Below are 21,644 nucleotides of genomic sequence, written 5' to 3'. Positions count from 1 at the left end.
GAGTCGTCCAGGAGTCGCCGTGACGGCGGCCGTCCCTGCCTCGGCAGGAGCGGCCGCCGTCACGCGTTCCCGCCCGGGTACGGAGGGTTCAGCCTTCGGCGCACACCCGCATCCCCTTGGGCATGGCGCACGGCAGATGGCCGTGGTTGAGCATGATCCCCTGGCCGCCGCCGCGGCTCAGATAGTCGAGGAAGCCCGCGGCGGGCGAGCCGGCGGGCGGGCGGCCGTAGGTGTAGGCGTACTCGATCTCGCGGAACGGGTACGTGGAGGTGTCGATGTCGTCGATGGACGGGGTGGTCCCGTCGATGGCCAGCTGGTGCAGCCCCTTCAGGTCCTCGCCCCTGCGCAGTTCGCTGTAGCCGATCGCGCCCTCGACCGAGGCGACCTGGTCCAGGACCTCCTGGGTGCCGTTGAGCTCGCAGCGGATGTAGGGGACCGACGGGTCGTCCTTGGTGGCGCAGTCGCGGGAGGAGAAGGCGGGTTCGCCGCCCCCGAGCACCCGGCGCCCGAACACCTCGCGCGTGCCGGAGTCGGCGTCCCTGCTGATCAGCTTGATCGTCAGATCGGGTCCGCCCGCCTCGTTCCAGTTGGTGATCTCGCCGCGGTAGATCCTCCGGACGGTGTCGAGGCTCAGGTTCCGCACCCGGACGTGGTCGTTGACGACGAGGTGGAAGAGCGAGACGCCGACGGGGGTCTCGCTCAGCTCCGTGTACGCCGCGGGCTTCACGCCGTCGGAGAAGGCGACGACCGTGTCGTCGGGCCGGGACTTCGCCTCGCCGGCGAGCCTGCGCAGGCCCTCGGCGCTGCCGCGCGCCTTCACCTCGATGCGGACGCCGTCGCACTTCGACTCGAGCTGCTCCTCCACCGCCTCCAGAACCGGACCGAACGCCGTGGAGCCGGTGACCGTCAGATGGCCCGGGACGCACTCGATCGGCGGCGGCGGGGCGTTCCGTACGAGGATGATCGAGGCGAGCGTGACGACGCAGACCGTCAGGGCCACCGTGATGATCCGGGCGGAGCGGCTGAAGACGGGGGGCTTCTCGTCCGGCCGGAGTGCCTGGTTCGGGGTCACCTCGCCGTCCCGGATGCCGCCGGTGACCCTGATCGGGCTGCCCACGTGCGAGCCGGTGAGCAGGACCAGGAGCTTGAAGTGCTCGTTGCGGTTGAGCGGGACGCGAGGCAGCCGGATGAGGGACCCGGTGTGCCGCAGCCCGGCAGCCGGCGTGAAGTGGTCCATGAGGTGGTCGGCACCCGGGGAGTGCGTCACGGCGACACCTCGGACGGTACGGCCGGTGAACTCCGCCGTGAGGCCGTGGAGCTGCTCGCCGCGCCCCGTGTAGTCGTCGTCGGCGATCGACTGCGAGCCGTCGTTCTCGACGCGGAGCAGTACGAGGGTGGCGTCGGCCATGTCCGGGGTCTCGCTGAAGAGCCCGAGCCGTACGTTGGCCCGTCCCTGGCTGACATCGCTGCCTATCGGGGTGTCCATCTGGACGCGGTAGCCGATGCGCTTGCGGCGCGGTACACGGCGCTCGTACCAGAGCACGCCCGCGGAGGTCGCCACGCCCACGGCGGCGGTGAGGACGGCGATGACGTTCTCGGGGTCGAACCACACCATGGTTGCCTGCGCTCCCTCATGGGTGCGGTGTGCCGGTTCGCGTCACCGTACGGCCCCGGCCAGGGCGGTGGGCGGGTGGCCGGATTCCTTCCCGTGAAGTTCGCCTCGTGTTCAACCGTCAGGAATTCCCGGGCAGTTGGCCGTGCTGTTCACGAAGGTTCCAATCCTGGTCTAGACCTTGACAGGTCCAGACCATCGGCGGTTGAGTGTCGGTCACCCCCATGGCGGCGCACGCTCATCGCCGCGCCGCGCCGAAGGAGTGATCACGTGATCAAACGTGTCATGAGCCTGCTGACCGCGCTGTGCGCGGTCGTCGCGGCCCTCGTCTTTCTCCCCGCCGCCACTGCCTCCGCTGCTACGTGCGCCCCGGCCTGGAACTCCTCGTCCGTCTACTGGGGCGGCGGAACGGCCTCGTACAACGGGCACAACTGGCTGGCGAAGTGGTGGACCCAGAACGAGCGGCCCGGCACCGTCGACGTCTGGGCCGACCAGGGCAGCTGCGGCGGCGGTACGGACCCGGGCGGTCCGAACCCCTCCGGATTCGTCGTCAGCGAGGCCCAGTTCAACCAGATGTTCCCGGGCCGGAACTCCTTCTACACCTACAGCGGCCTGACGGCGGCGCTGAGCGCCTACCCGGGCTTCGCCAACACCGGCAGCGACACCGTGAAGAAGCAGGAGGCGGCGGCGTTCCTCGCCAACGTCAGCCACGAGACCGGCGGACTGGTCCACATCGTGGAGCAGAACACGGCGAACTACCCGCACTACTGCGACACCAGCCAGTCCTACGGCTGCCCCGCGGGTCAGGCCGCCTACTACGGCCGCGGCCCGATCCAGCTCAGCTGGAACTTCAACTACAAGGCAGCCGGTGACGCGCTCGGCATCGACCTGCTCGGCAACCCGTGGCAGGTGGAGCAGAACGCCTCCATCGCCTGGAAGACCGGTCTCTGGTACTGGAACACCCAGAGCGGCCCCGGCACCATGACGCCCCACAACGCCATCGTCAACGGCCGCGGATTCGGCGAGACGATCCGCTCGATCAACGGCAGCATCGAGTGCAACGGCGGCAACCCCGCCCAGGTCCAGAGCCGCATCAACAAGTACCAGGCGTTCGTCCAGATCCTCGGCACGACCCCCGGCGGCAACCTGAGCTGCTGACGTCCGTTGCCCCCACCCGGACGGGGGGCGTGCCCGGCCACGGCCGGGTGCGCCCCCCGATTCGGTTTCCGGGGCGGCCGGTTGGCAGGATCACGCACCATGACAACGGACAGCAGTACACCGCCCGCGAGCACCGGGGCCCGGCTCGCCCTGATCGACAGCGTCCTCGCCCTGCCCTTCCCCGCGGGGGAGGAGAGCGAGGACAGCGGCGTACGCAGCAGCGGCCCCGGGCACCACCTTCTGATCCTGACGGCGAGCCAGGACTTCTGGGACGACCGTTCCCCCGAGCTCGTCGAACCGGCCGAGCAGGAGATCGAAGCCGAATTCAGCGCTGTGGCAACCGCGTTGACGGAGCGGTGGGGCGAGCCGGAGACCGTTGACCTGTGGCCGTATCTGGACATGGGCGGTCCGGCTCCGGAGCCCATGGGGCAGCTCTGCAACCTGGCGGGCAGCATGCAGGTCTGGCGCCATCTGCAGGGGGAGCCGGAGGGCGGGCAGGACGGGCAGGACGGTGAGCGGCGGCGCGGCCGGTGGCTGGGCCTGACCGTGGGGCAGGCCGACCCGGAGTTCCCCATCTGGCTGCTCGCCGCCGTGGGCGAGACCGCGACACTGCCCGCATAAGGGTCGGGCGGAGTCAGAGCAACGCAGGCTTCACGGACATCAGCAGGTGCTGGTGATACCGCGTGTCCTCGCAGCCCGTGATCAACGCGCGCTGGCCGGGCCCCATCAGGCTCAACCGGACCGTCGGCTCCTCCAAGGAGGACAAGGCGTCCAGGAGGTACGCGGGGTTGAAGGCGACCGCCATCTCCCCGGCGCCCTCCAGCGTGGCCGGCAGCCGCTGCGAGGCCACGTCGTCCTCGTAACCCGCCTGCAGCAGCACCGAACCGTCCGCTGCCGAAAAGGTCATCTGCAGCGGGCTGCCGCCGTCCGCCACGACGGAGACGCGCTTCACCGCCTCCACCAGCCTGATGCGGTCCGTCACCGCTGTCGCGGGGTCCGCCAGCGCGAACAGCTTGTCGTGGCGCGGCAGCCGGCCGTCCAGCAGGCGCACCGTCGTACGCATCCCGGCGTGCTCGAAGCCGACCGACCCCGCGTCCACGGCGACGCTGACCAGGCCCGACCGGCCCATCGACCGGGCGATCTCGGTCAGTCTGCGGGCCGACACCACGACATCGGCGGCGACATCGGGCGCCGTCGCCTTCCAGGGCAGGGTGCGCACCGCGAAGCGGTACCGGTCGGTGGCCGCCAGGGTCATCGTGGAGCCGTCGAGCCCGAGCCGGATCCCGGTGAGCGTCGGCAGGGTGTCGTCCCGTCCCGCGGCCACCGTCACCTGGGCGACGGCCGCGGCGAACGCGGCGGCGTCCACCGCGCCGCGGACCTCGGGCAGCGGCGGCAGCGCGGGATAGTCGTCGAGCGGCAGCAGCGAGAGCCCGAACCGGGCGCCGTCCCCGGTCACGGTGAACCGCGAGCCCTCCACCGCGCACTCCACGGGTCCGTCGGGGAGGACCTTGCAGATGTCGAGCAGCCGTCGGCCCATGACCAGCACCTTCCCGGTCCGTACGGTCCGGGCCTCCACCTCGATGCGCGCGGAGGCCTCGAAGTCCAGCCCGCAGACACTCAGTCGGCCGTCGGACACCTCGAGAAGCAGGCCGCCCAGAACGGGCACGGGTGACCGCGTCGGCAGCACCCGGGCCGCCCAGGCCACGGCATCGGCCAGTGCGCCGCGCTCGATGCTGAACTCCATGGCAGGGGCCTCTCGTCCGGTGTACGACACGGTCGAGAAACACGGTAGGCGCCGCCACTGACAATCACCGGTGGACGACGACAGCGACCACCCCCGTGGGCCGCTGCCGCCAACGCCTGCCGGCGTCCCCCGGATCCGGGACGCCATGACGTCCCCCGACGTCCCCCGGACGTCCCGGAACACCTCTCGGACTCTAGGCGGGCGGGGCGGTGGACCGGGAGCTTCAATTCGCATGGTGAGGGTCTCGCGGGGGTATCAGTCCGCACAGCCGAACCGGTACTCTGCACTCCGGTTTTCGGGTACGAGCGGGGGACGTGTGCGCGGGTGGGAACGGGCCGACGACGTCCTGCGGATGTACAGGCTCGCCCGGACAGGCGGATCGGCGGAACTGCTGCGCTGGCTGGCGCACCGCGCCGAGGGCTGGGCCGGACTGCTCGACGGTGACGGCACGGTGCTCCGGGCCGCGGCCGGGACCTCCGGGGAGCCCGGCCAGGAGGCCGCTACCCTTGCCGCGGAGGCCGCCCAGGAACTGAAGTCCCGCGACGCGCACGCCTATTCGCTCGACGCGGACCGGTACACCGTGCTGGTGCTCCCCCTCGACGGACAGCCGGGGGACCGCCCCCCGGTTCTCGCCGTCGCCGCCCCCCGGCCGCTGCCCGACGGGCTGTCCGTGCTGCTCGCCGACGCGCTGATGCCCCTGACGCTGGCCTGGGCGGCGGAGACCCTCGAACGCAGGCGGCGCCGGGTCGACCTCGCGGAGTCCCGGGGCCGCGAGGCGGTCCTGCACCTGCTCATGACCGGGCAACTGTCCATCGCCCACCAGGTGGCAGGGGCACTGCGGCCGAAGCTCCCCGACCCCGTGCGGGTCTGTGTCGTCGAGTGTTCGGGGGGACAGCGCGACGAAGTGGCGCGTGTCTGCGCCGACGCCTCCGGCGGCAGGACGTGGATCGTCCGGTGCCCCGTGTACGCGCGTCATCTGATCCTCGTCATGCCGGCGCTCCCGGAAGCGGACGCGGCACCGGAGAGCGGGACTCCCAAGGACGGTGCCGCACCGGACCGGACCGTCGCCGAGCTGGTGGGCGACTGCGTCGTGGGCGTCAGCCAGCAAGTCCGGCTGTCCGACACGGCGACGGGCTACCGGCAGGCCTTCCACGCCCTGGCCGTGGCCCGCGGACTCCCCGGCCGGCACGCCCGGTTCGGCTCCTCGCCGGAACCCGCCCTGGTCGTGGGCAGCACGGGGGCGCAGTGGGCCGACGCGCTGCTCGCGCCGCTGCTCGCCTACCTGCCGCGCCGTTCGCAGGACCCGGGGAGCCAGGAACTGGCGGCGACCCTCGCTTCCTGGCTGGCGTTCTCCTCGCACGCCACCCAGCACCTGAAGATCCACCGCAACACCCTCGCCGCCCGGCTCAAGCTGATCGGCGAGCTGCTCGGCCTCGACCTGAACCGGGTCACGGACCAGGCGGCTCTCGATCTGGCGCTCAGCATCAGGGCGACCCCCGCGATCGTCCGGCCCGGCCGCCCGGGTGAGCGTCCTGACGGGGCGGCCGGGAACCTCGACGAGATCCTGCGCGGCCCCGGCATCCAGGACTGGGCGTCCCAGCAGCTGCGCCTCCTCGACCCGGCCGGTCCCACGGCCGAGGAGACCCTGCGGACCTGGCTGCGGTGCGAGGCCCGGCTGGGCCCCACCGCGGCGGAGCTGGGCATCTCCGTACCCGGGGCACGCAAGCGTCTGACCCGGCTCGAGGAAGTGATCGGCCGCTCGCTGCTCCAGACCCCGAGCGCGCGCTACGACCTGTGGCTGGCTTGCAGGGCCGTGGACCTGACGGCGGGTGAGCCGGGCCGGACAGGTGCCGGGTCCGGCCCGTGATCAGCCCGTCCTCGTGTACGTCAGGCTCTCGCCGGTGTCCGTGATCTCGCGGCGCAGGGTGCCGTCGGGGAGAAGCGTCAGGACGGTGGGCTTGCCCGGGGTGCACGACGCCATCGGCTCGCCGACCGTGACCGTGGACGGACCGATGCTGACCGGGGAGCCGGAGGAGGGCTCGCTCCGGAGGGGCGCCTGGAAGACGCAGCGGTACGAGCCCCCGGTGTCGAGCGGCCCCTCGGCGGTGAGGGACAGCACGGTGTCGCCCACCTCGCCCTGCTGGATGACGAGTTGACGGGTGGACTGTCCCGAGGCGCTGTCGATGGTGCCCGACCAGGTGCCCAGGTAGCCGGTGGGGACGGCGCCCTCGCCGCTCTTCTCGTCCGCCGAGGGGCTGGGGTCCGGCGCCGAGGGCGACGGGGAGGCGGACCGGGACGAGGTGGGCTCGGGACCGGGGTCCGGTGAGCTCGTGGTGTGCCCGCCGCCGTCCTTCATGAACGCGTACACCGACCAGCCCACTCCGACCGCGACGAGCAGGGCGACCGCGACCAGCAGCACGGTGGAACCCGCGGAGCGGCGGCGCTCCGGTTCGGGGGCGGCAGTGGGCGCGAGGTAGTGGGGCGGGCCGTACGGGGGAGTCGCGCCGTACGTGGGAACGGGTCCGTACGCCTGGGCGGGCGGCTGCGGATGGCCGTACCCCGGGGCGGGCTGCTGCTGCGGGTAGCCGTAGGCCGGGGGCAGGGGTGTCTGCGCCGGCGGCGGCGGTGCGGGCGGGCCGACCATGGTGGGCTGTGTGTGCACGGGTTGGCTGGGCGGGAGTTGGGGGGTCTGACCGGGTGCCGGCCGGGGTGCCTGCACCTGGGCGGGCGGCAGTTGGGCTGTCCGGCCGGGTGCCGGCTGAGGCGCCTGTACCTGGCCGGGCGGCCGCTGGGGCGCTTGACCGGGCGGCAGTTGGGGCGCGGGCGGGGTGGCCGGGGGTACCGGAGGCACCGGACCGCCGGGGGACGGTGCGGGGCCCTCTTCCGGGTCCTCGGAATCGAGCAGTTCCACCGCGTGCCTGCCGAGTTGGGCGATCAGGGCGCCGGGCAGCCACGGTTCCCCGGTCTCGGGGCCGCCCAGCCGCTCCAGGACGCTGTCGGTGGAGGGCCGCGCCGCCGGGTCCTTGGCCAGGCAGTCCCGGATGAGCTCGACCAGGTCCGCGGGGACTCCGGTGAGGTCCGGGTCCTCCTGCGCGATCCGGAACATCAGGGCGTGGACACCGCTGTCCGCCACGCCGAACGGGAGCCGGCCGGTGGACGCGTACGCGAGTACGGATCCGAGGCAGAACACGTCGCACGCCGCGGTCACGCGCTCGCCCCGCACCTGCTCGGGCGCCATGAAGCCGGGGGAGCCGATGAGCGCGCCCGTGCGGGTCAGGCCGCCGTCGGTGACGGTGTCCAGCGCCCGGGCGATGCCGAAGTCGATGACCCGCGGACCGTCGATCGTCACCAGGACGTTGGAGGGCTTCAGGTCGCGGTGGATCAGCCCGGCTCGGTGGATGTCCTGGAGAGCGCTCGCGAGCCCGGCGCCCAGGATGCGGACGGTACGCGCGGGGAGCGGACCGTACGCCCCCGACGCGGCCACCGGGGCGCCCGGCACACCGGAGACGGTGCGCTGGAGCGACGGGCCGGCGACGTAACCGGTGGCGACCCAGGGCACCGGCGCGTCGATGTCGGCGTCGAGGACCGGCGCGGTCCAGGCGCCGCCGACCCGGCGGCCGGCCAGCACCTCCTGCCGGAAGCGGTCGCGGAACTGCTGCACCGCGGCGAGGTCGGGCCGGACCAGCTTGATGGCGACGGTACGGCCCCGCTCGGAGCGGGCCAGGTACACCTGTCCCATGCCGCCGGCGCCGAGGCGTCCCAGCAGCCGGTAGGCGCCGATGCGTTGCGGATCGCCGGAGCCCAGCTTCTCCATGGTGCGCTTCCTCCCCCGTGCGGTCATGACAGACCGTGCTTGAGGATAGCCGCGCCCCCCACCCCCTTGCCCAGCACCCGTTACGGCCTCAGCCCTCCGCCAGGGGTGTCACCGACCCGGAATCCACCGCCGCCAACGCCTCCGACAGCCGCTCCAGCACCCGTACGGTCTGAGCGAACTCCTCCTCGCCCAACTCCGCGGCCAGCCGCCCGGCGAACTCCGCGTGAGCGGGGTCGATCCGGCTCACCGCCGCGCGCCCCTCCTCGGTGGGCCGGACGAGCTTGGCCCGCCGGTGGGCCGGATTCGGCACGTACTCCGCGAGGCCCCTGGCCACCAGCAGATCCGCGATCCGCTGCACGCTCTGCCGGGTGATCCCCATCGACCGGGCGATCCCCGACACCGGGAGCGGCTCGCCGAGCACCGCACCGAGGACCTGCCACCACGCCGCTGTGAGTCCGGCCGGCTTCGCCAGTTCCTCCGCCACGGACAGGAACTGCCCGTTGAGCCTGAACACCCCGATGGCCGTCCGGCTGAACCGGTCCTGGTTCTCGCCGCTCATCCCTGGAGCACCTCGTACGCGCTCGCGTCGGAGTCGTGGAACAGCCGGTACCAGGCGTCCAGTTTCTTCGGCTCGTACACCCCGAGCAGACCGAAGATCTCGCGGGCGAAGGCCACGGGCTCGGTCGGCCCGGCCGTGACGAGCGCGCCGCGCGAGGCGTCGCCGGCATCCGTCACCGCGTCGGAGTCGACGTAGTGCGGGCCGCCCGCGTACCCGGTCGCCGCCAGGTAGAAGGAGATGGCACTCGTGTGGGCCCGGTCGTCGAGCAGACCCTCGCGGGCCAGCCCCGCCGTCGCCCCGCAGATCGCCGCGACGGGAACCCCCGCGTCCAGGAAGGCGCGGGCCGTGCGCGCGAAGGGGGCGAGGCTGTCGCCGATGTCCCAGAGGGAGGCGCCGCCGAGGATGAGCAGGGTGCTGTCCTCGGGGCGCAGGTCGTCGAGCGCGAGGTCGGGCAGGACGCGCATGCCGCCCATGGTGGTGACCGGGTCGGTGGTGGCTCCGACGGTGCGCACGGTGTGGCCGTTCTGGGTGAGGTGGGCCGTGGCGAAACCCGGCTCCCAGTCGGCGAGGGTGTCGTAGACGGCGAGGTGGACGCTCGTGCTGGTCATGGTGACCTCCGAAAGGGGGTGTGGGACCCTCGTGGAACTCTTATGACAGAAGACTGTCACGATGACAGCATGTTGTCAATTGTTGGAGCCCGGCTCCGGTCTCGGGGGCCGGTTTCACCGTCCCGGTTTCGCGGTCCGGGTTCGCAGTCCGGCCCCGAGGTTCGGGTGAGGACCCGACATCCTGCCGAGCCGCGCGCTCCACGCCATACACAGTGGTCATGGAGCACCGCCCCTGCGCCGACCTACCCTCGCTGTATGACCCCTCATGCCTCTCGCGCCCCGTACGTCGACTCCGCCGCCGGTGCGGCCGTGAAGGCCGCCGACCGCGCGCACGTCTTCCACTCCTGGTCCGCCCAGGGTCTGATCGACCCGCTCGCCGTCGCCGGCGCCGAGGGGGCGTACTTCTGGGACTACGACGGAAACCGCTACCTGGACTTCACCAGCGGCCTCGTCTTCACCAACATCGGCTACCAGCACCCCGCCGTCGTCGCCGCGATCCAGGAGCAGGCGGGCAAACTCACCACCTTCGCCCCCGCGTTCGCCGTCGAGTCGCGCTCCGAGGCCGCACGCCTCATCGCCGAGCGCACCCCCGGCGACCTGGACAAGATCTTCTTCACCAACGGTGGCGCCGAGGCCGTCGAGAACGCCGTCCGCATGGCCCGGCTGCACACCGGCCGTACGAAGGTGCTCTCCGCCTACCGCTCGTACCACGGCGCCACCTCCACCGCGATCAACCTCACCGGCGACCCGCGCCGCTGGGCGTCCGACAACGGCTCGGCAGGTGTCGTCCGCTTCTGGGCGCCGTTCCTCTACCGCTCGCCCTTCTACGCGCAGACCGAGGCCGAGGAGTGCGCCCGCGCGCTGCAGCACCTGGAGGACACCCTCGCCTTCGAGGGTCCGTCGACCGTCGCCGCGGTCATCCTGGAGACCATCCCCGGCACGGCGGGCATCATGACGCCGCCGCCCGGCTACCTCGCGGGCGTCCGTGAGATCTGCGACCGGTACGGGATCGTCTTCGTCCTCGACGAGGTGATGGCCGGCTTCGGGCGCACCGGCAAGTGGTTCGCAGCCGACCACTACGACGTCGTGCCGGACCTGATGACGTTCGCGAAGGGCGTCAACTCCGGTTACGTACCGCTCGGTGGCGTCGCGATCAGCGCCGAGATCGCCGCCACCTTCGAGACGCGGCCCTACCCCGGCGGGCTCACCTACTCCGGTCACCCCCTGGCCTGTGCTGCGGCCGTCGCGACGATCAGGGTCATGGAGGACGAGAAGGTCATCGAGAACGCCGCGCACCTCGGTGAGCACGTCCTCGGCCCCGGTCTGCGCGAGCTCGCCGAACGCCACCCGTCGGTCGGCGAGGTCCGTGGTCTCGGCGCCTTCTGGGCGCTGGAACTGGTCCGCGACAAGGAGACACGCGAACCGCTGGTTCCGTACAACGCGACCGGCGAGGCCAACGCCCCCATGGCCGCCTTCGGCGCGGCCTGCAAGAAGAACGGCCTGTGGCCCTTCATCAACATGAACCGCACCCACGCGGTTCCGGCCTGCAACGTCACCGAGGCCGAGGCGAAGGAAGGCCTCGCCGCCCTGGACGCCGCCCTCGCGGTCGCCGACGAGCACACTGTCTGACCGGGTGCGCGCGCGGCCGGGGACGCCCCCACCCGGCCGGGCACACATGTAGGAGACACCTGACGGGACGCCGCCCCGTGCCCGGATCCGGGCACGGGGCCTGGCTTAAGGTGACCGGAGTCGAGAACCGGGAGGGGGCGCCATGCGTGCGAGCGGAGGTGTCACCCGCAGTACGCTGCGGCAGCAGATCACCGACGCGCTGCGTGACGAGGTGCTTGCGGGGCGTCTCCAGCCGGGGCTCGAGTTCACCGTCAAGCAGATCGCCGAGCAGTACGGAGTGTCCGCGACGCCCGTCCGCGAGGCGCTCTTCGACCTCGCCGCGCAGGGGCTGCTCGAATCCGATCAGCACCGGGGCTTCCGGGTGCGCCGGTTCACCGTCGCCGACTACCGCTCGATGGTGGAGGCGCGCGCCCTCGTCATAGACGGGGTGTTCCGGAAGATCTTCGACGGTACGGGCTCGGCGCCCGAGGTCCTGGGCGCCCACCGTGACGCCCTCGTCCCCGTACGCCGCCGGGCCGAGGAGGCCGCACGGGCGGCGCGCTGCGGCGACCTCGACATCCTCATCGGATACGACCTGCGGTTCTGGCGGGAGCTGGGCACGGTCGTCGGGAACACGTACATCACCGACTTCCTGCACCGGCTGCGCGTGCAGGCGTGGGTCTTCGCCGTCCCGTACCTGCGGGGCGACACCGATGTGCGGGACTGGTTGTGGAACGGCCACCAGGTGCTGGTGGAGGCGATCATCGCCGCGGACGGCGACGAAGTACGCGCGATCCTCGACGGCTACTACGCGCACGGGCTGAAGTGGGCGGACCGGCTGGCCGCGGACGACCCCCCGCACCCGGACCGGGGCTGACCCGGGCACTGTGCGCGGGGTTCCGGCCGCATTACGCTGTTCCGACCATCGCAAGAACCCGTTGGAGAGCGAGACTTCGTGGCCTGTGACCTGTGGCTGGTCCCCCTCGTCGATGTGCTGTGCCACAGCCCCGACAATCCGTTCGCCGAAGAGATCGCCATCTACGACAAGGCGCTGACCGAGGCGGGGCTTCCCCCCGTTCCCGTCTACGCCTACATGCCCGGCCTCACGGGGGACGTCGCCCCGGTAGCGGGCTTCGACTACGACGCACTCCACTTCCTGCGGCGCGCGTATCTGCTCCAGCTGAGCGGGCTCGCCGTCACCCCCGTCGATGAACTGGGCGGGGACTACGAGCAGTTGCTGGAGATGTTCGAGCAGAGCGCACAGCAGTCGCACCTGGTCTGGCACTACGACCACGCCGGGGCGTACGTCCCGGTCGACTTCCCCGCTCCGCTCTCCGACGACCAGCTGCTGGAGGGCGGTGGCCCGCTGGGCTCCTCGCACGGGCTGCTGAGGGAACTGGAGTTCGTCGGCCCGTCCATCGGCATCGACCCGGCGAATCCGCCGGCCGCACCGCTCCCGCCCGCCGGTCCGACCTCGCTGGAGGAGCCGGCCGGCCCGATTCCGTACGACGAGAGTCCGTTCGCGCGCGAGCGGCACGTCTGGCTGGGGCTGCACGCGGCGGCGACCCGCAGCCTCGCGCAGGGCTCGATGATCATCTTCAGCTGACCGGTCATCTTCAGCTGACCGGCTGACCGGCTGACCGGCTGACCGGCTGACCGGCTGACCGGCTGACGGGACTGATCGGCTGACCGTGCGCCGCTCCGCCGGCCCCCCGGAGCCGCTCCGGACATCCGGCGGAGCGGCTCCGACGGCCCGACGGGCGTGGGTGTGGCCGTCCGGCCGCCGAGCGGGCACGGCTCAGCGGGGCGGCTCGGGCGGTCGCTGGCGCGGCATGTTCGGCCGGGTCACCGAGGGCATGGTGAGGCGCCCCGGCGGCGCCCCCTGCTCGGGTCGCGGGCCCGCCCCGCCCGAGACGAGCGACTGCATCCCCATGGGCGCGGGCCCCGCCCGGAACTCCACCATCCAGTCCGCGGTCTCCATGCGCACCAGCTCGGTGACGTCCTCCGAGAACCGTCGCAGGACGCCCAGGCACCGCTCCGCGGCCTCACTGGCCGTTCCCTCGGTGGGCCCGAGCATCTCCCGTACGCACTCCGAGGCCCAGTCGAACTGGAGCACCTGCAGACGCCGCTGCACGGCCTGTGCCGTCGCGAGGTTCCTTATCCATCCCGAGGTCAGTCCGAAGTACCGGTCGCACGCCATGCACGCGGCGCCCAGCAGCAGCGACAGATAGCCCCAGCCGGCCGACCCGGTCAGCTCCCCGGTCAGGTCGAGCAGCGGGAGGGCGGCGCCCGCGACCACCCCGGCCGCCGTGCCGAACCGCAGGAGCCTGGCGGCGCGCCGCTTGCGGATCCGGTCGCGCAGGTACCAGTCGGCGGTGTCCAGGGCGCCCGCCTCGACCCAGCGGTAGAGCTCGTCGAGCCGTTCCGCGGGTTCGCCCCAGTCGCCGAGGGGGAAGGCGCGGCCGGTCAGGTCCCCGGAACCCGCACCGTAGCGCGAACCGGACGGATCAGTTCCGGTATCTGCACCGGATCCGCCGGACTCCTTGCGGTGCGGCCCCTCGGGCTGCATCTCCGGCTGACTCACCGGGGCACTCCTCTGCACTCTGCGTTCGGCACGTATCGGCGCATGACTACGCGGATCGGCACGGTTCCGGACACGGTCGGGGCGGTCTCCGGCATATGACGGGGGCGCCGCTCGTGTAACTCTGCGTTACCTGTGATGTGCGTGTGCGTACGGGTACGCATGCCCTTCCTACCGCCGAATGGTGGGGCATGGGGTCGAAATCGCGGGATTCCCGCGTGCACACGGCCTCTGGTCAGGTATAGGAGTGCGGCAGGCCATTTCCGGAACTCACTCGAAAGAGTTGGTCCCCGGCGGGTGGGGCGCTGCGTCCGGGGAGCACGTAGGCTCGGCGTACCGAAACAATTCGTCGTCGACATGCCAGGAGTGACAGTGATTCCCGGTGGTGGCCAGCCCAATATGCAGCAGCTGCTCCAGCAGGCCCAGAAGATGCAGCAGGATCTTGCGGAGGCCCAGGAGGAGCTGGCGAGGACCGAGGTCGAGGGGCAGGCGGGCGGCGGTCTGGTGAAGGCCACCGTGACCGGGTCCGGCGAGCTCCGCGCCCTGGTGATCGACCCCAAGGCGGTGGACCCGGAGGACACGGAGACACTCGCCGACCTGGTGGTGGCCGCGGTGCAGGCGGCGAACGAGAACGCCCAGCAGCTCCAGCAGCAGAAGCTGGGCCCGCTGGCGCAGGGCCTGGGCGGCATGCCCGGTCTCCCCTTCTGACCTTCACGCGGGGCCTGTGGCTACCCGGGCGTACGGGCTACGGTACGAGCACGAATAGGGAAAGGCTTTTCCGTTGTACGAAGGCGTGGTTCAGGAGCTCATCGACGAACTGGGCAGGCTGCCCGGCGTCGGCCCCAAGAGCGCGCAGCGGATCGCCTTCCACATCCTGCAGGCGGAGCCCACCGACGTACGCCGTCTCGCCCATGCCCTCCTCGAGGTCAAGGACAAGGTCCGCTTCTGCGAGGTCTGCGGCAACGTCGCCCAGCAGGAGCAGTGCGGGATCTGCCGGGACGCGCGCCGCGACCGTACGGTCATCTGCGTGGTCGAGGAGCCCAAGGACGTCGTCGCGATCGAGCGGACCCGTGAGTTCCGGGGCCGCTATCACGTCCTCGGAGGCGCGATCAGCCCGATCGAGGGCGTCGGCCCCGACGATCTGCGCATCAGGGAGCTGCTGGCCCGGCTCGCGGACGGCTCCATCACGGAGCTGATCCTGGCGACGGACCCCAACCTGGAGGGCGAGGCCACCGCGACGTACCTGGCGCGGATGGTCAAGCCGATGGGCCTGCGGGTGACACGGCTGGCCAGCGGCCTGCCGGTGGGCGGCGACCTGGAGTACGCGGACGAGGTCACCCTCGGCCGCGCGTTCGAGGGGAGGCGGCTGCTCGATGTCTGACGGCGGTTTTACGTACGGCGACGTTATGTTCTACCCACCGTTCGCGACCGTGCCCACGGGAGGTCTCCTCGATGTCTGACGCCACGCTGAACTCCGTCACGCAGGACCCGGACGACTTCGCCGTCCAGATCGCGGACCAGATCAAGACGTTCATCGTCGCGGTCACCGAGGTGTCCAAGGCCGAGGAGCCGGAGGAGGCCGTCCCCGTCCTGCTCCTCCAGGTCTCCCAGCTCCTGCTGGCGGGCGGCAGGCTCGGCGCGTACGAGGACATCCTCCCGGACGAGCGCTACGAGCCGGATCTCGGCCCCGAGCCGGACGCCGACGGCCTGCGCGAGCGCTTCGCGGCCCTCCTGGAACCGATCGACATCTACTCCGAGGTCTTCGACCCGTACGAGCCCCGTAAGTCGCCCGTGCCGCACCGCATCTCCGACGACCTGGCCGACCTGGTCACGGACCTCGGTCACGGGCTGGCCCACTACGAGGCGGACCGCACGGCCGAGGCCATGTGGTGGTGGCAGTTCTCGTACTTCTCGAACTGGGGTTCCACCGCGTCGGCGACCCTGCGCGCCCTCCAGTCCCTGATCGCCCACATCCGGCTGAACCAGCCCCTCCAGGAGCTCGACGGCCTGGACACGGACCAGGACCCGGGCGAGGACGACCTGGCCGAGGAGGCGGGCCGTGTGATGGCGGAGGAGATCGCGGGACCGCTGGGGCTGCGGCCGGTCAAGTGACACCGGGCCACTCCTGTGGCCTGGGACACAAACAGGCGTGCCGTGCAGGGCAGTGGGCAGCAGACGGATACGAGCAGTTCGGAGCGACACGCCGGACCATCTGGTGGGCGGGACATCTCACCATCTGGTAAGAGCGGGTCGTTTCCGGACTGCTCGTTAAACTGAGCCGACCGCAACATTATTGAGCGAGGAGCGCACGTGGGCCTTGTCGTGCAGAAGTACGGAGGCTCCTCCGTAGCCGATGCCGAGGGCATCAAGCGCGTCGCCAAGCGAGTCGTCGATGCCAAGAAGAACGGCAACCAGGTGGTTGTCGTGGTGTCCGCGATGGGCGACACGACGGACGAGTTGATCGATCTCGCCGAGCAGGTATCCCCGATGCCTGCCGGGCGTGAGTTCGACATGCTGCTGACCGCCGGAGAGCGGATCTCCATGGCCCTGCTGGCGATGGCGATCAAAAACCTGGGCCACGAGGCCCAGTCGTTCACGGGCAGCCAGGCCGGCGTCATCACCGACTCGGTCCACAACAAAGCGCGCATCATCGATGTCACGCCGGGCCGCATCAGGACCTCGATCGACGAGGGCAACATCGCCATCGTCGCCGGGTTCCAGGGTGTGAGCCAGGAAGGCAAGAACATCACCACCCTCGGCCGCGGCGGGTCCGACACCACCGCTGTCGCGCTGGCCGCAGCGCTGGACGCCGAGGTCTGTGAGATCTACACCGATGTGGACGGTGTCTTCACCGCCGACCCGCGGGTCGTGAAGAAGGCCCAGAAGATCGACTGGATCTCCTTCGAGGACATGCTGGAGCTGGCCGCGTCCGGCTCCAAGGTGCTGCTGCACCGCTGCGTCGAGTACGCACGCCGTTACAACATCCCGATCCACGTGCGCTCGTCCTTCTCCGGACTGCGCGGCACCTGGGTCAGCAACGAGCCGCAAGGGGACCAGCAGGTGGAGCACGCCATCATCTCCGGAGTCGCCCACGACGTCTCCGAGGCCAAGGTCACGGTCGTCGGCGTGCCGGACAAGCCCGGCGAGGCGGCGGCGATCTTCCGTGCGATCGCGGACGCCGAGATCAACATGGACATGGTCGTCCAGAACGTCTCCGCCGCGTCGACCGGTCTGACCGACATCACTTTCACGCTGCCCAAGGCGGAGGGCCGCAAGGCCATCGACGCCCTGGAGCGCAGCCGGGCGGGCATCGGCTTCGAGTCGCTGCGCTACGACGACCAGATCGCCAAGATCTCCCTGGTCGGCGCCGGCATGAAGACCAACCCGGGTGTCACCGCGCTGTTCTTCGAGGCGCTGTCCGACGTCGGCGTGAACATCGAGCTGATCTCGACGTCCGAGATCCGCATCTCGGTGGTCACCCGGGTCGACGACGTCAACGAGGCCGTGCGCGCCGTGCACACCGCCTTCGGCCTCGACAGCGACTCCGACGAGGCTGTCGTGTACGGGGGCACCGGCCGATGACGCAGCGCCGCCCTTCGCTCGCGGTCGTAGGCGCGACCGGGGCGATCGGTGGCGTCATGCTCCAGATCCTCTCCGAGCACGCGGATGTCTGGGGCGAGGTGAAGCTGATCGCCTCTCCGCGTTCGGCCGGCCGCAAGCTGGTCGTACGCGGTGAGGAGACGGAGGTCCTCGCGCTCGGCGAGGACGTGTTCGACGGGGTGGACGTGGCCCTGTTCCTCGTGCCGGACGAGGTGTCCGCACAGTGGGGCCCGATCGCCGCGTCGAAGGGTGCCGTGGTCATCGACGACTCGGCGGCGTTCCGCCTGGACGACGACGTGCCCATGGTCGTCCCCGAGATCAACCCGCATGCCGCACGGCTGAGGCCGCGCGGCATCATCGCGTCCCCGAACTGCACGACGCTGTCGCTGATCGTCGCGGTCGGCGCGCTGCATGCCGAGTTCGGGCTGCGGGAGCTGATCGTCTCGTCCTACCAGGCGGTGAGCGGCGCCGGCCGCGACGGCGTCGCCGCGCTCCGCGAGCAGCTGTCGCTGGTGGCCGGTACCGAGCTGGGCACCCGTCCCGGCGACGTACGGCGGGCGCTGGGCGACGGGGAGAAGAGCCCCTTCGCGGCGCCGGTCGCGCTGAACGTGGTGCCGTGGGCGGGCACCGACGCCGGGAGCGGCTGGTCGTCCGAGGAGCTCGCGATCCGCCGGGAGTGCCGCAAGGTCCTGGGCCTGCCGGAACTGAAGGTCACGGCGACGTGCGTGTACGTCCCCGTCATCGCGACGCACTCCATGTCCGTCCACGCGCGCTTCGAGAACGAGGTGGCGGTGGACCGGGCGCACGAGATCCTGGCGACCGCGCCCGGAGTGGTGCTCTTCGACAGCCCGGCGGCCGGTGACTTCCCCACGCCGTCCGATGTAGTGGGCACCGACCCGACCTGGGTGGGGCGGGTGCGGCAGTCGATGGACGATCCGCGGGCCGTCGAGATGTTCCTCTGCGGAGACAACCTCCGCAAAGGTGCGGCTCTCAACGTGGCGCAGATCGCCGAAGCCGTGGCCAAGGAATTCCCTCGGCTCTGAGCCAACCCGTTTTGTAGGATCTGTGTACGCCCTGTGAGCAACTTGCTGGTCTGAACCTCTTGAGCTGGGGCATTGCCATATCCGACGATGATCTCCTGGCCCCCTGCAACCGCTAGCCGGATGCGACGCGTCTATGCCGTCACTTCTTGCGTGGCTGGATGCGTTCTTGGGGCATTTGGGGAAGAGCAGGTACGAATGAGGGCATGTCGCACAGCATCGAACGCGGTGCCGTTGGCGTACAACCCTGACGGGGGGAAGCGTGTCCAACTGGCGTGGCAGAGGTTCTCGACATCACAGTGGTGGGCCCGTTGCGTGGCGCTTCGGTGCGTCCGTTCCGGCGGCCCCGCGCAGCCGGCGGTATGCCGGTGATTGCGCCCATGCCCGCTGCGCGACCCACCGCGCTGCCTTCGCAGCGCGAGGGCGCTGACGAGACCGTGGCGGCAGGAACCACGGTCGACCATCTCACCGAGACCTATCGCGCCCACTACCGCTCGCTGCTGGGCCTCGCGGCCCTCCTTCTGGACGACACCGCGTCCTGCGAGGACGTGGTGCAGGAGGCGTTCATCCGCGTGCACTCGGCGCGCAACCGGGTGCGTGATCCGGAGAAGACGCTCGCGTACCTCCGGCAGACGGTGGTCAACCTCTCCCGGTCCGCGCTGCGCCGCCGCATCCTCGGGCTGAAGCTGCTGTCGAAGCCGATGCCGGACATGGCGAGCGCCGAGGAGGGGGCTTACGACCAGCTGGAGCGCGATGCGCTGATCAAGGCGATGAAGGGGCTGCAGCGCCGCCAGCGCGAGGTGCTGGTGCTGCGCTACTTCTCGGACATGACGGAGGCCCAGGTCGCGGAGACGCTGGGTATATCGCTCGGTTCGGTGAAGGCGTACGGCTCCCGGGGAATTGCGGCACTGCGCGTCGTGATGGAGGCGCAGGCATGAGCGGACCCGAGCACAGGCACGACGATGACCGGACTGGAAACGGAATTGTGAACCACGGGCCGGAGAAGACCCCGAACACCGAGCCGGAGCACAGCGGCCAGGGGACGCAGGGAAAGAACGTGGTCGCGGGCGAGGGCGTCGAAGCCTCCGGCGGGACCGGCACGAAGGACGGGGCCGACGCCTCGGACGCAGCCGATACCACCCCCAGGCCCGGCAGGGACGCCACCTCGGACGGGGCCGGCGCCACGGACGGGGCCGGCACCTCGGACGGGGCCAGCACCTCGGACGGGGCCGAAAAGGCCGACGCGGCCGATGCCGGTGCGTCCGGCGGGGGCGGCACGCTGACCGAGCTCTTCGGGAGCGGCCGCGGCGGTTCGGACTTGGACGAGGTCGCACTGCGCAGCATGCTCCACGGCGCGGTCCGGAGCCTCGAACCCCCGGACGGCGTGCTCGCCCATCTGCACAAAGCGGTGCCCGCCAGGCGCGCCAAGCGGCGTCAGGCCGTGGTGGGTGCGGCGGCTGCGGCGCTGCTGATCGGTACGGCGGTGCCCGCATTCGTCCATGTGGCGAATTCGGACGGCTCGAACAGTGCCAATACGGCGATCGCCGGTCATGGCGAGCAGACCCAGGGCGGCAACGGCGACGATTCCGGTGCCGGGTCCGACAGCGATCAGAACGCCGACCCCGCCGATCAGCAGATCGAGGGCAGCGACGGAGAGTCCGGCAATTCCACGGCGCCGTCGCAGGACGAGGGCTCGGACACCGCGGGCAGCGGGACGGGCATCGACGACCTGCCGCATTCCGACGCGGCGGCCCTGCCGGCCTGCGAACCCAGCCAGCTCCAAGTCGTCTCCGCCCAGTCGGGCGAAGCGGACGCGGACGGCAAGGTGTACGGCACCTTCAGGATCGCCAACGCGTCCGACGAGGGCTGTTCCGTGACCAGCAACGGCACGGTCGGCTTCCAGGCGGCGGGTGCCGCCGACCCGCAGAAGATCGCGGTCGTGCAGCACGCGGCGAACGACCCGGCGGCCGGGCTGCCCGATCCGTCGCTGGAGCCGGGCACGGTGCTGCTGAAGCCGATGATGGCGTACGAGGTGCAGTTCGCCTGGGTGCCGACGGAGAGCTGCCCGAGCACCGGCGGTTCGCCCAGCCCGACGCCCACCGAGGGCGACGGAGGCGGTGGCGCCGCCGGAGCGGGGACGACGGCGGACATGGCAGCGCAGTTCGGCAGTGCGGACGACGGCCCGGCGGACGGCAGTGTCGCGGTGACGCACACCCCGGAGGTGGGAGCGCCGACGGCAGAGACCACGATCTCGAACGCCTGCGCGGGCACGATCTACCGCACAGGCGTACTGAACGCCTCGTAGCCCGCACGACGGAGCGACGGCACGTACGTCGAGAGGCCCGCCGGACAGGAACCGGCGGGCCTCTCGCGTACCTCCTGCACCCGTACTCTCAGTCGGCGTCGGCCGCGAGTCCCAGCTCCACGTCGCGCGCGGCCTCCGCCTCGCGGCGCACCAGCCTGAACCACATGAACAGGACGAAGCCGCCGAAGACGAACCACTCACCGGTGTAGCCGAGGTTCTGGAAGGCCTTCAGGTCGAGCCCGCTGCCCTGAGCAGCCACGGCGGGCACGGGCTTCATCGAACCGCCCGACCCACCCTCCTCGGGCTCGGTCAGGGTCACCCAGGCGTCGTACACGTCGTACGGGACGAGGTTCACCAGGGACGCGGCGCTGATCATGCCGAGCTGGCCCTCGGGGAGCCCGCCCCTGGTGCTGACACCGTCGCTGCCGGTGTTCTCGGAGGCCTGCAGATCGCCGGTCACGGTGACCTCACCGGCCGGAGCCGCGGGCACGTCCGCGCGACCCGCGGTGCCGGGGAGCCAGCCGCGTACGACCGGGAGGGCCTTGCCGCTGTCGGTACGCAGCAGATTCAGCACGTAGAAGCCGTCACGGTCGTCGAGCTTGCGCCCGGGGACCAGGAACTGGTCGGCGTACGTCCCGGTCGTGACGGCGGGCCGACCGGAGGTCTCCTGGTCCACGGGCAGCAGCTCGGCGAGCGGCTTCGCGGTCCGGGTGCCCGGATCGGGCTGCTTCTCGGCCTCCTCGTGCGACTGCACGCGGTCCTCGAAGCGGCCGAGCTGCCAGGTGCCCATGAACACGCAGAACGGGATGGCCAGCACGACGAAGAGGTTGATCCCCCACCATCGCGGGGTCAGCAGGAACCGGTACACCCCTCCACGGTACGGTTCCCCGCTCCGGGCGCCCGGAGCGGGGTGCCCCATTTATTCGCGCCTTACCCCTGCAGGGCTGCCCAGTCGGCCGTCTCAGTGGCCCGCCCTGGCGGCCCGTCCGAGTTGACCTTCTGTGTTGACCGTCTG

General features: G+C 71.2%; 20 protein-coding genes. 13 read left to right on the top strand and 7 right to left on the bottom strand.

The genetic code is table 11. The features are described 5' to 3' along the window. Window positions 1–88: 88 nt before the first annotated feature. Window positions 89–1,615, bottom strand: coding sequence for a PstS family phosphate ABC transporter substrate-binding protein (locus ACFW9O_RS06370; protein WP_384605745.1), 1,527 nt, complete (start codon window positions 1,613–1,615; stop codon window positions 89–91). Between the two features lie 267 nt (window positions 1,616–1,882). Between ACFW9O_RS06370 and ACFW9O_RS06365 the strand changes: the two genes are divergently transcribed. Further along, window positions 1,883–2,770 (top strand): glycoside hydrolase family 19 protein, encoded by an 888-nt coding sequence (locus ACFW9O_RS06365; RefSeq protein WP_384605742.1) that lies wholly within the window; start codon window positions 1,883–1,885, stop codon window positions 2,768–2,770. Window positions 2,771–2,869: 99 nt separating this feature from the next. Continuing rightward, complete coding sequence (locus tag ACFW9O_RS06360; protein WP_384605739.1) at window positions 2,870–3,391, top strand: hypothetical protein; 522 nt, start codon at window positions 2,870–2,872, stop codon at window positions 3,389–3,391. A gap of 13 nt (window positions 3,392–3,404) precedes the next feature. On the opposite strand, the gene dnaN is transcribed toward ACFW9O_RS06360, so the two are convergent. Next, the gene (dnaN, locus tag ACFW9O_RS06355; RefSeq protein WP_384605736.1) at window positions 3,405–4,514 is read right to left on the bottom strand and encodes a DNA polymerase III subunit beta; all 1,110 of its coding nucleotides are present in this window, start codon (window positions 4,512–4,514) and stop codon (window positions 3,405–3,407) included. Window positions 4,515–4,866: 352 nt separating this feature from the next. Here dnaN and ACFW9O_RS06350 point away from each other — a divergent pair, with 352 nt between their 5' ends. Next, window positions 4,867–6,381 carry a helix-turn-helix domain-containing protein gene (locus ACFW9O_RS06350; RefSeq protein ID WP_384606614.1) on the top strand — a complete coding sequence of 505 codons (1,515 nt, stop codon included), beginning with the start codon at window positions 4,867–4,869 and terminating at the stop codon, window positions 6,379–6,381. Here the strand turns inward: ACFW9O_RS06350 and ACFW9O_RS06345 are convergent, their stop codons facing one another. The 3 genes from ACFW9O_RS06345 to ACFW9O_RS06335 form a co-directional block, all read right to left on the bottom strand. Beyond that, a complete protein-coding gene (locus tag ACFW9O_RS06345; RefSeq protein WP_384605734.1) occupies window positions 6,382–8,328 on the bottom strand; it encodes a protein kinase in 1,947 nt (648 codons plus the stop codon). It lies immediately after the preceding gene. An 88-nt stretch (window positions 8,329–8,416) separates the two neighbouring features. Beyond that, on the bottom strand, window positions 8,417–8,887 hold the full coding sequence (locus tag ACFW9O_RS06340; RefSeq protein WP_384605731.1) for a MarR family winged helix-turn-helix transcriptional regulator: 471 nt from the start codon (window positions 8,885–8,887) through the stop codon (window positions 8,417–8,419). Next, window positions 8,884–9,495: a DJ-1/PfpI family protein gene (locus ACFW9O_RS06335; protein ID WP_384605728.1), complete on the bottom strand. Its 612-nt coding sequence runs from the start codon at window positions 9,493–9,495 to the stop codon at window positions 8,884–8,886. The genes ACFW9O_RS06340 and ACFW9O_RS06335 overlap by 4 nt, the downstream gene beginning before the upstream one ends. A 255-nt stretch (window positions 9,496–9,750) precedes the next feature. Here ACFW9O_RS06335 and ACFW9O_RS06330 point away from each other — a divergent pair, with 255 nt between their 5' ends. From ACFW9O_RS06330 to ACFW9O_RS06320, 3 genes are all read left to right on the top strand, one after another. Further along, window positions 9,751–11,124, top strand: coding sequence for an aspartate aminotransferase family protein (locus tag ACFW9O_RS06330; RefSeq protein WP_351173895.1), 1,374 nt, complete (start codon window positions 9,751–9,753; stop codon window positions 11,122–11,124). 142 nt (window positions 11,125–11,266) lie between these two features. Then, window positions 11,267–11,980 (top strand): GntR family transcriptional regulator, encoded by a 714-nt coding sequence (locus tag ACFW9O_RS06325; RefSeq protein ID WP_384605726.1) that lies wholly within the window; start codon window positions 11,267–11,269, stop codon window positions 11,978–11,980. A gap of 78 nt (window positions 11,981–12,058) precedes the next feature. Beyond that, window positions 12,059–12,709: a hypothetical protein gene (locus ACFW9O_RS06320; protein ID WP_351173901.1), complete on the top strand. Its 651-nt coding sequence runs from the start codon at window positions 12,059–12,061 to the stop codon at window positions 12,707–12,709. A gap of 192 nt (window positions 12,710–12,901) precedes the next feature. Here ACFW9O_RS06320 and ACFW9O_RS06315 read toward each other — a convergent pair whose 3' ends face one another. Next, on the bottom strand, window positions 12,902–13,687 hold the full coding sequence (locus ACFW9O_RS06315) for an SLATT domain-containing protein (RefSeq protein WP_351173904.1): 786 nt from the start codon (window positions 13,685–13,687) through the stop codon (window positions 12,902–12,904). A 369-nt stretch (window positions 13,688–14,056) separates the two neighbouring features. On the opposite strand from ACFW9O_RS06315, the gene ACFW9O_RS06310 reads away from it, so the two are divergent. From ACFW9O_RS06310 to ACFW9O_RS06280, 7 genes are all read left to right on the top strand, one after another. Further along, the gene (locus tag ACFW9O_RS06310; protein WP_277329769.1) at window positions 14,057–14,392 is read left to right on the top strand and encodes a YbaB/EbfC family nucleoid-associated protein; all 336 of its coding nucleotides are present in this window, start codon (window positions 14,057–14,059) and stop codon (window positions 14,390–14,392) included. Window positions 14,393–14,465: 73 nt separating this feature from the next. Then, entirely contained in the window at window positions 14,466–15,065 is a 600-nt protein-coding gene (gene recR, locus ACFW9O_RS06305; protein ID WP_358969837.1) for a recombination mediator RecR, read from the top strand. 71 nt (window positions 15,066–15,136) lie between these two features. After that, the gene (locus ACFW9O_RS06300) at window positions 15,137–15,796 is read left to right on the top strand and encodes a DUF5063 domain-containing protein (protein WP_351173910.1); all 660 of its coding nucleotides are present in this window, start codon (window positions 15,137–15,139) and stop codon (window positions 15,794–15,796) included. A gap of 198 nt (window positions 15,797–15,994) precedes the next feature. Beyond that, the gene (locus ACFW9O_RS06295) at window positions 15,995–17,266 is read left to right on the top strand and encodes an aspartate kinase (RefSeq protein ID WP_351173913.1); all 1,272 of its coding nucleotides are present in this window, start codon (window positions 15,995–15,997) and stop codon (window positions 17,264–17,266) included. Continuing rightward, window positions 17,263–18,327: an aspartate-semialdehyde dehydrogenase gene (locus ACFW9O_RS06290; RefSeq protein ID WP_351173916.1), complete on the top strand. Its 1,065-nt coding sequence runs from the start codon at window positions 17,263–17,265 to the stop codon at window positions 18,325–18,327. Before ACFW9O_RS06295 ends, ACFW9O_RS06290 begins: the two co-directional genes overlap by 4 nt. A 359-nt stretch (window positions 18,328–18,686) precedes the next feature. Beyond that, entirely contained in the window at window positions 18,687–19,262 is a 576-nt protein-coding gene (locus ACFW9O_RS06285) for a SigE family RNA polymerase sigma factor (protein ID WP_329215230.1), read from the top strand. Further along, the gene (locus ACFW9O_RS06280; RefSeq protein ID WP_384605718.1) at window positions 19,259–20,629 is read left to right on the top strand and encodes a hypothetical protein; all 1,371 of its coding nucleotides are present in this window, start codon (window positions 19,259–19,261) and stop codon (window positions 20,627–20,629) included. Before ACFW9O_RS06285 ends, ACFW9O_RS06280 begins: the two co-directional genes overlap by 4 nt. Before the next feature lie 88 nt (window positions 20,630–20,717). Here the strand turns inward: ACFW9O_RS06280 and ACFW9O_RS06275 are convergent, their stop codons facing one another. After that, window positions 20,718–21,497, bottom strand: a complete 780-nt coding sequence (locus ACFW9O_RS06275) for an SURF1 family protein (RefSeq protein WP_384605716.1) — start codon at window positions 21,495–21,497, stop codon at window positions 20,718–20,720. Window positions 21,498–21,644 lie beyond the last annotated feature (147 nt).

The organism is Streptomyces sp. NPDC059499 (assembly GCF_042749285.1).
In the GTDB taxonomy this organism is placed as follows: domain Bacteria; phylum Actinomycetota; class Actinomycetes; order Streptomycetales; family Streptomycetaceae; genus Streptomyces.
Note: the sequence above shows the minus strand (reverse complement) of the source record. Positions and strands in the feature narration are given on the sequence as shown.

Coding starts and splice junctions, on each gene's coding strand:
- ACFW9O_RS06330 (WP_351173895.1), top strand. CDS start 9,751: ATGACCCCTCATGCCTCTCGCGCCCCGTACGTCGACTCCGCCGCCGGT.
- ACFW9O_RS06300 (WP_351173910.1), top strand. CDS start 15,137: ATGTCTGACGCCACGCTGAACTCCGTCACGCAGGACCCGGACGACTTC.
- ACFW9O_RS06335 (WP_384605728.1), bottom strand. CDS start 9,495: ATGACCAGCACGAGCGTCCACCTCGCCGTCTACGACACCCTCGCCGAC.
- ACFW9O_RS06350 (WP_384606614.1), top strand. CDS start 4,867: ATGTACAGGCTCGCCCGGACAGGCGGATCGGCGGAACTGCTGCGCTGG.
- ACFW9O_RS06325 (WP_384605726.1), top strand. CDS start 11,267: ATGCGTGCGAGCGGAGGTGTCACCCGCAGTACGCTGCGGCAGCAGATC.
- ACFW9O_RS06370 (WP_384605745.1), bottom strand. CDS start 1,615: ATGGTGTGGTTCGACCCCGAGAACGTCATCGCCGTCCTCACCGCCGCC.
- dnaN (WP_384605736.1), bottom strand. CDS start 4,514: ATGGAGTTCAGCATCGAGCGCGGCGCACTGGCCGATGCCGTGGCCTGG.
- ACFW9O_RS06340 (WP_384605731.1), bottom strand. CDS start 8,887: ATGAGCGGCGAGAACCAGGACCGGTTCAGCCGGACGGCCATCGGGGTG.
- ACFW9O_RS06345 (WP_384605734.1), bottom strand. CDS start 8,328: ATGGAGAAGCTGGGCTCCGGCGATCCGCAACGCATCGGCGCCTACCGG.
- ACFW9O_RS06360 (WP_384605739.1), top strand. CDS start 2,870: ATGACAACGGACAGCAGTACACCGCCCGCGAGCACCGGGGCCCGGCTC.
- ACFW9O_RS06285 (WP_329215230.1), top strand. CDS start 18,687: ATGCCGGTGATTGCGCCCATGCCCGCTGCGCGACCCACCGCGCTGCCT.
- ACFW9O_RS06290 (WP_351173916.1), top strand. CDS start 17,263: ATGACGCAGCGCCGCCCTTCGCTCGCGGTCGTAGGCGCGACCGGGGCG.
- ACFW9O_RS06280 (WP_384605718.1), top strand. CDS start 19,259: ATGAGCGGACCCGAGCACAGGCACGACGATGACCGGACTGGAAACGGA.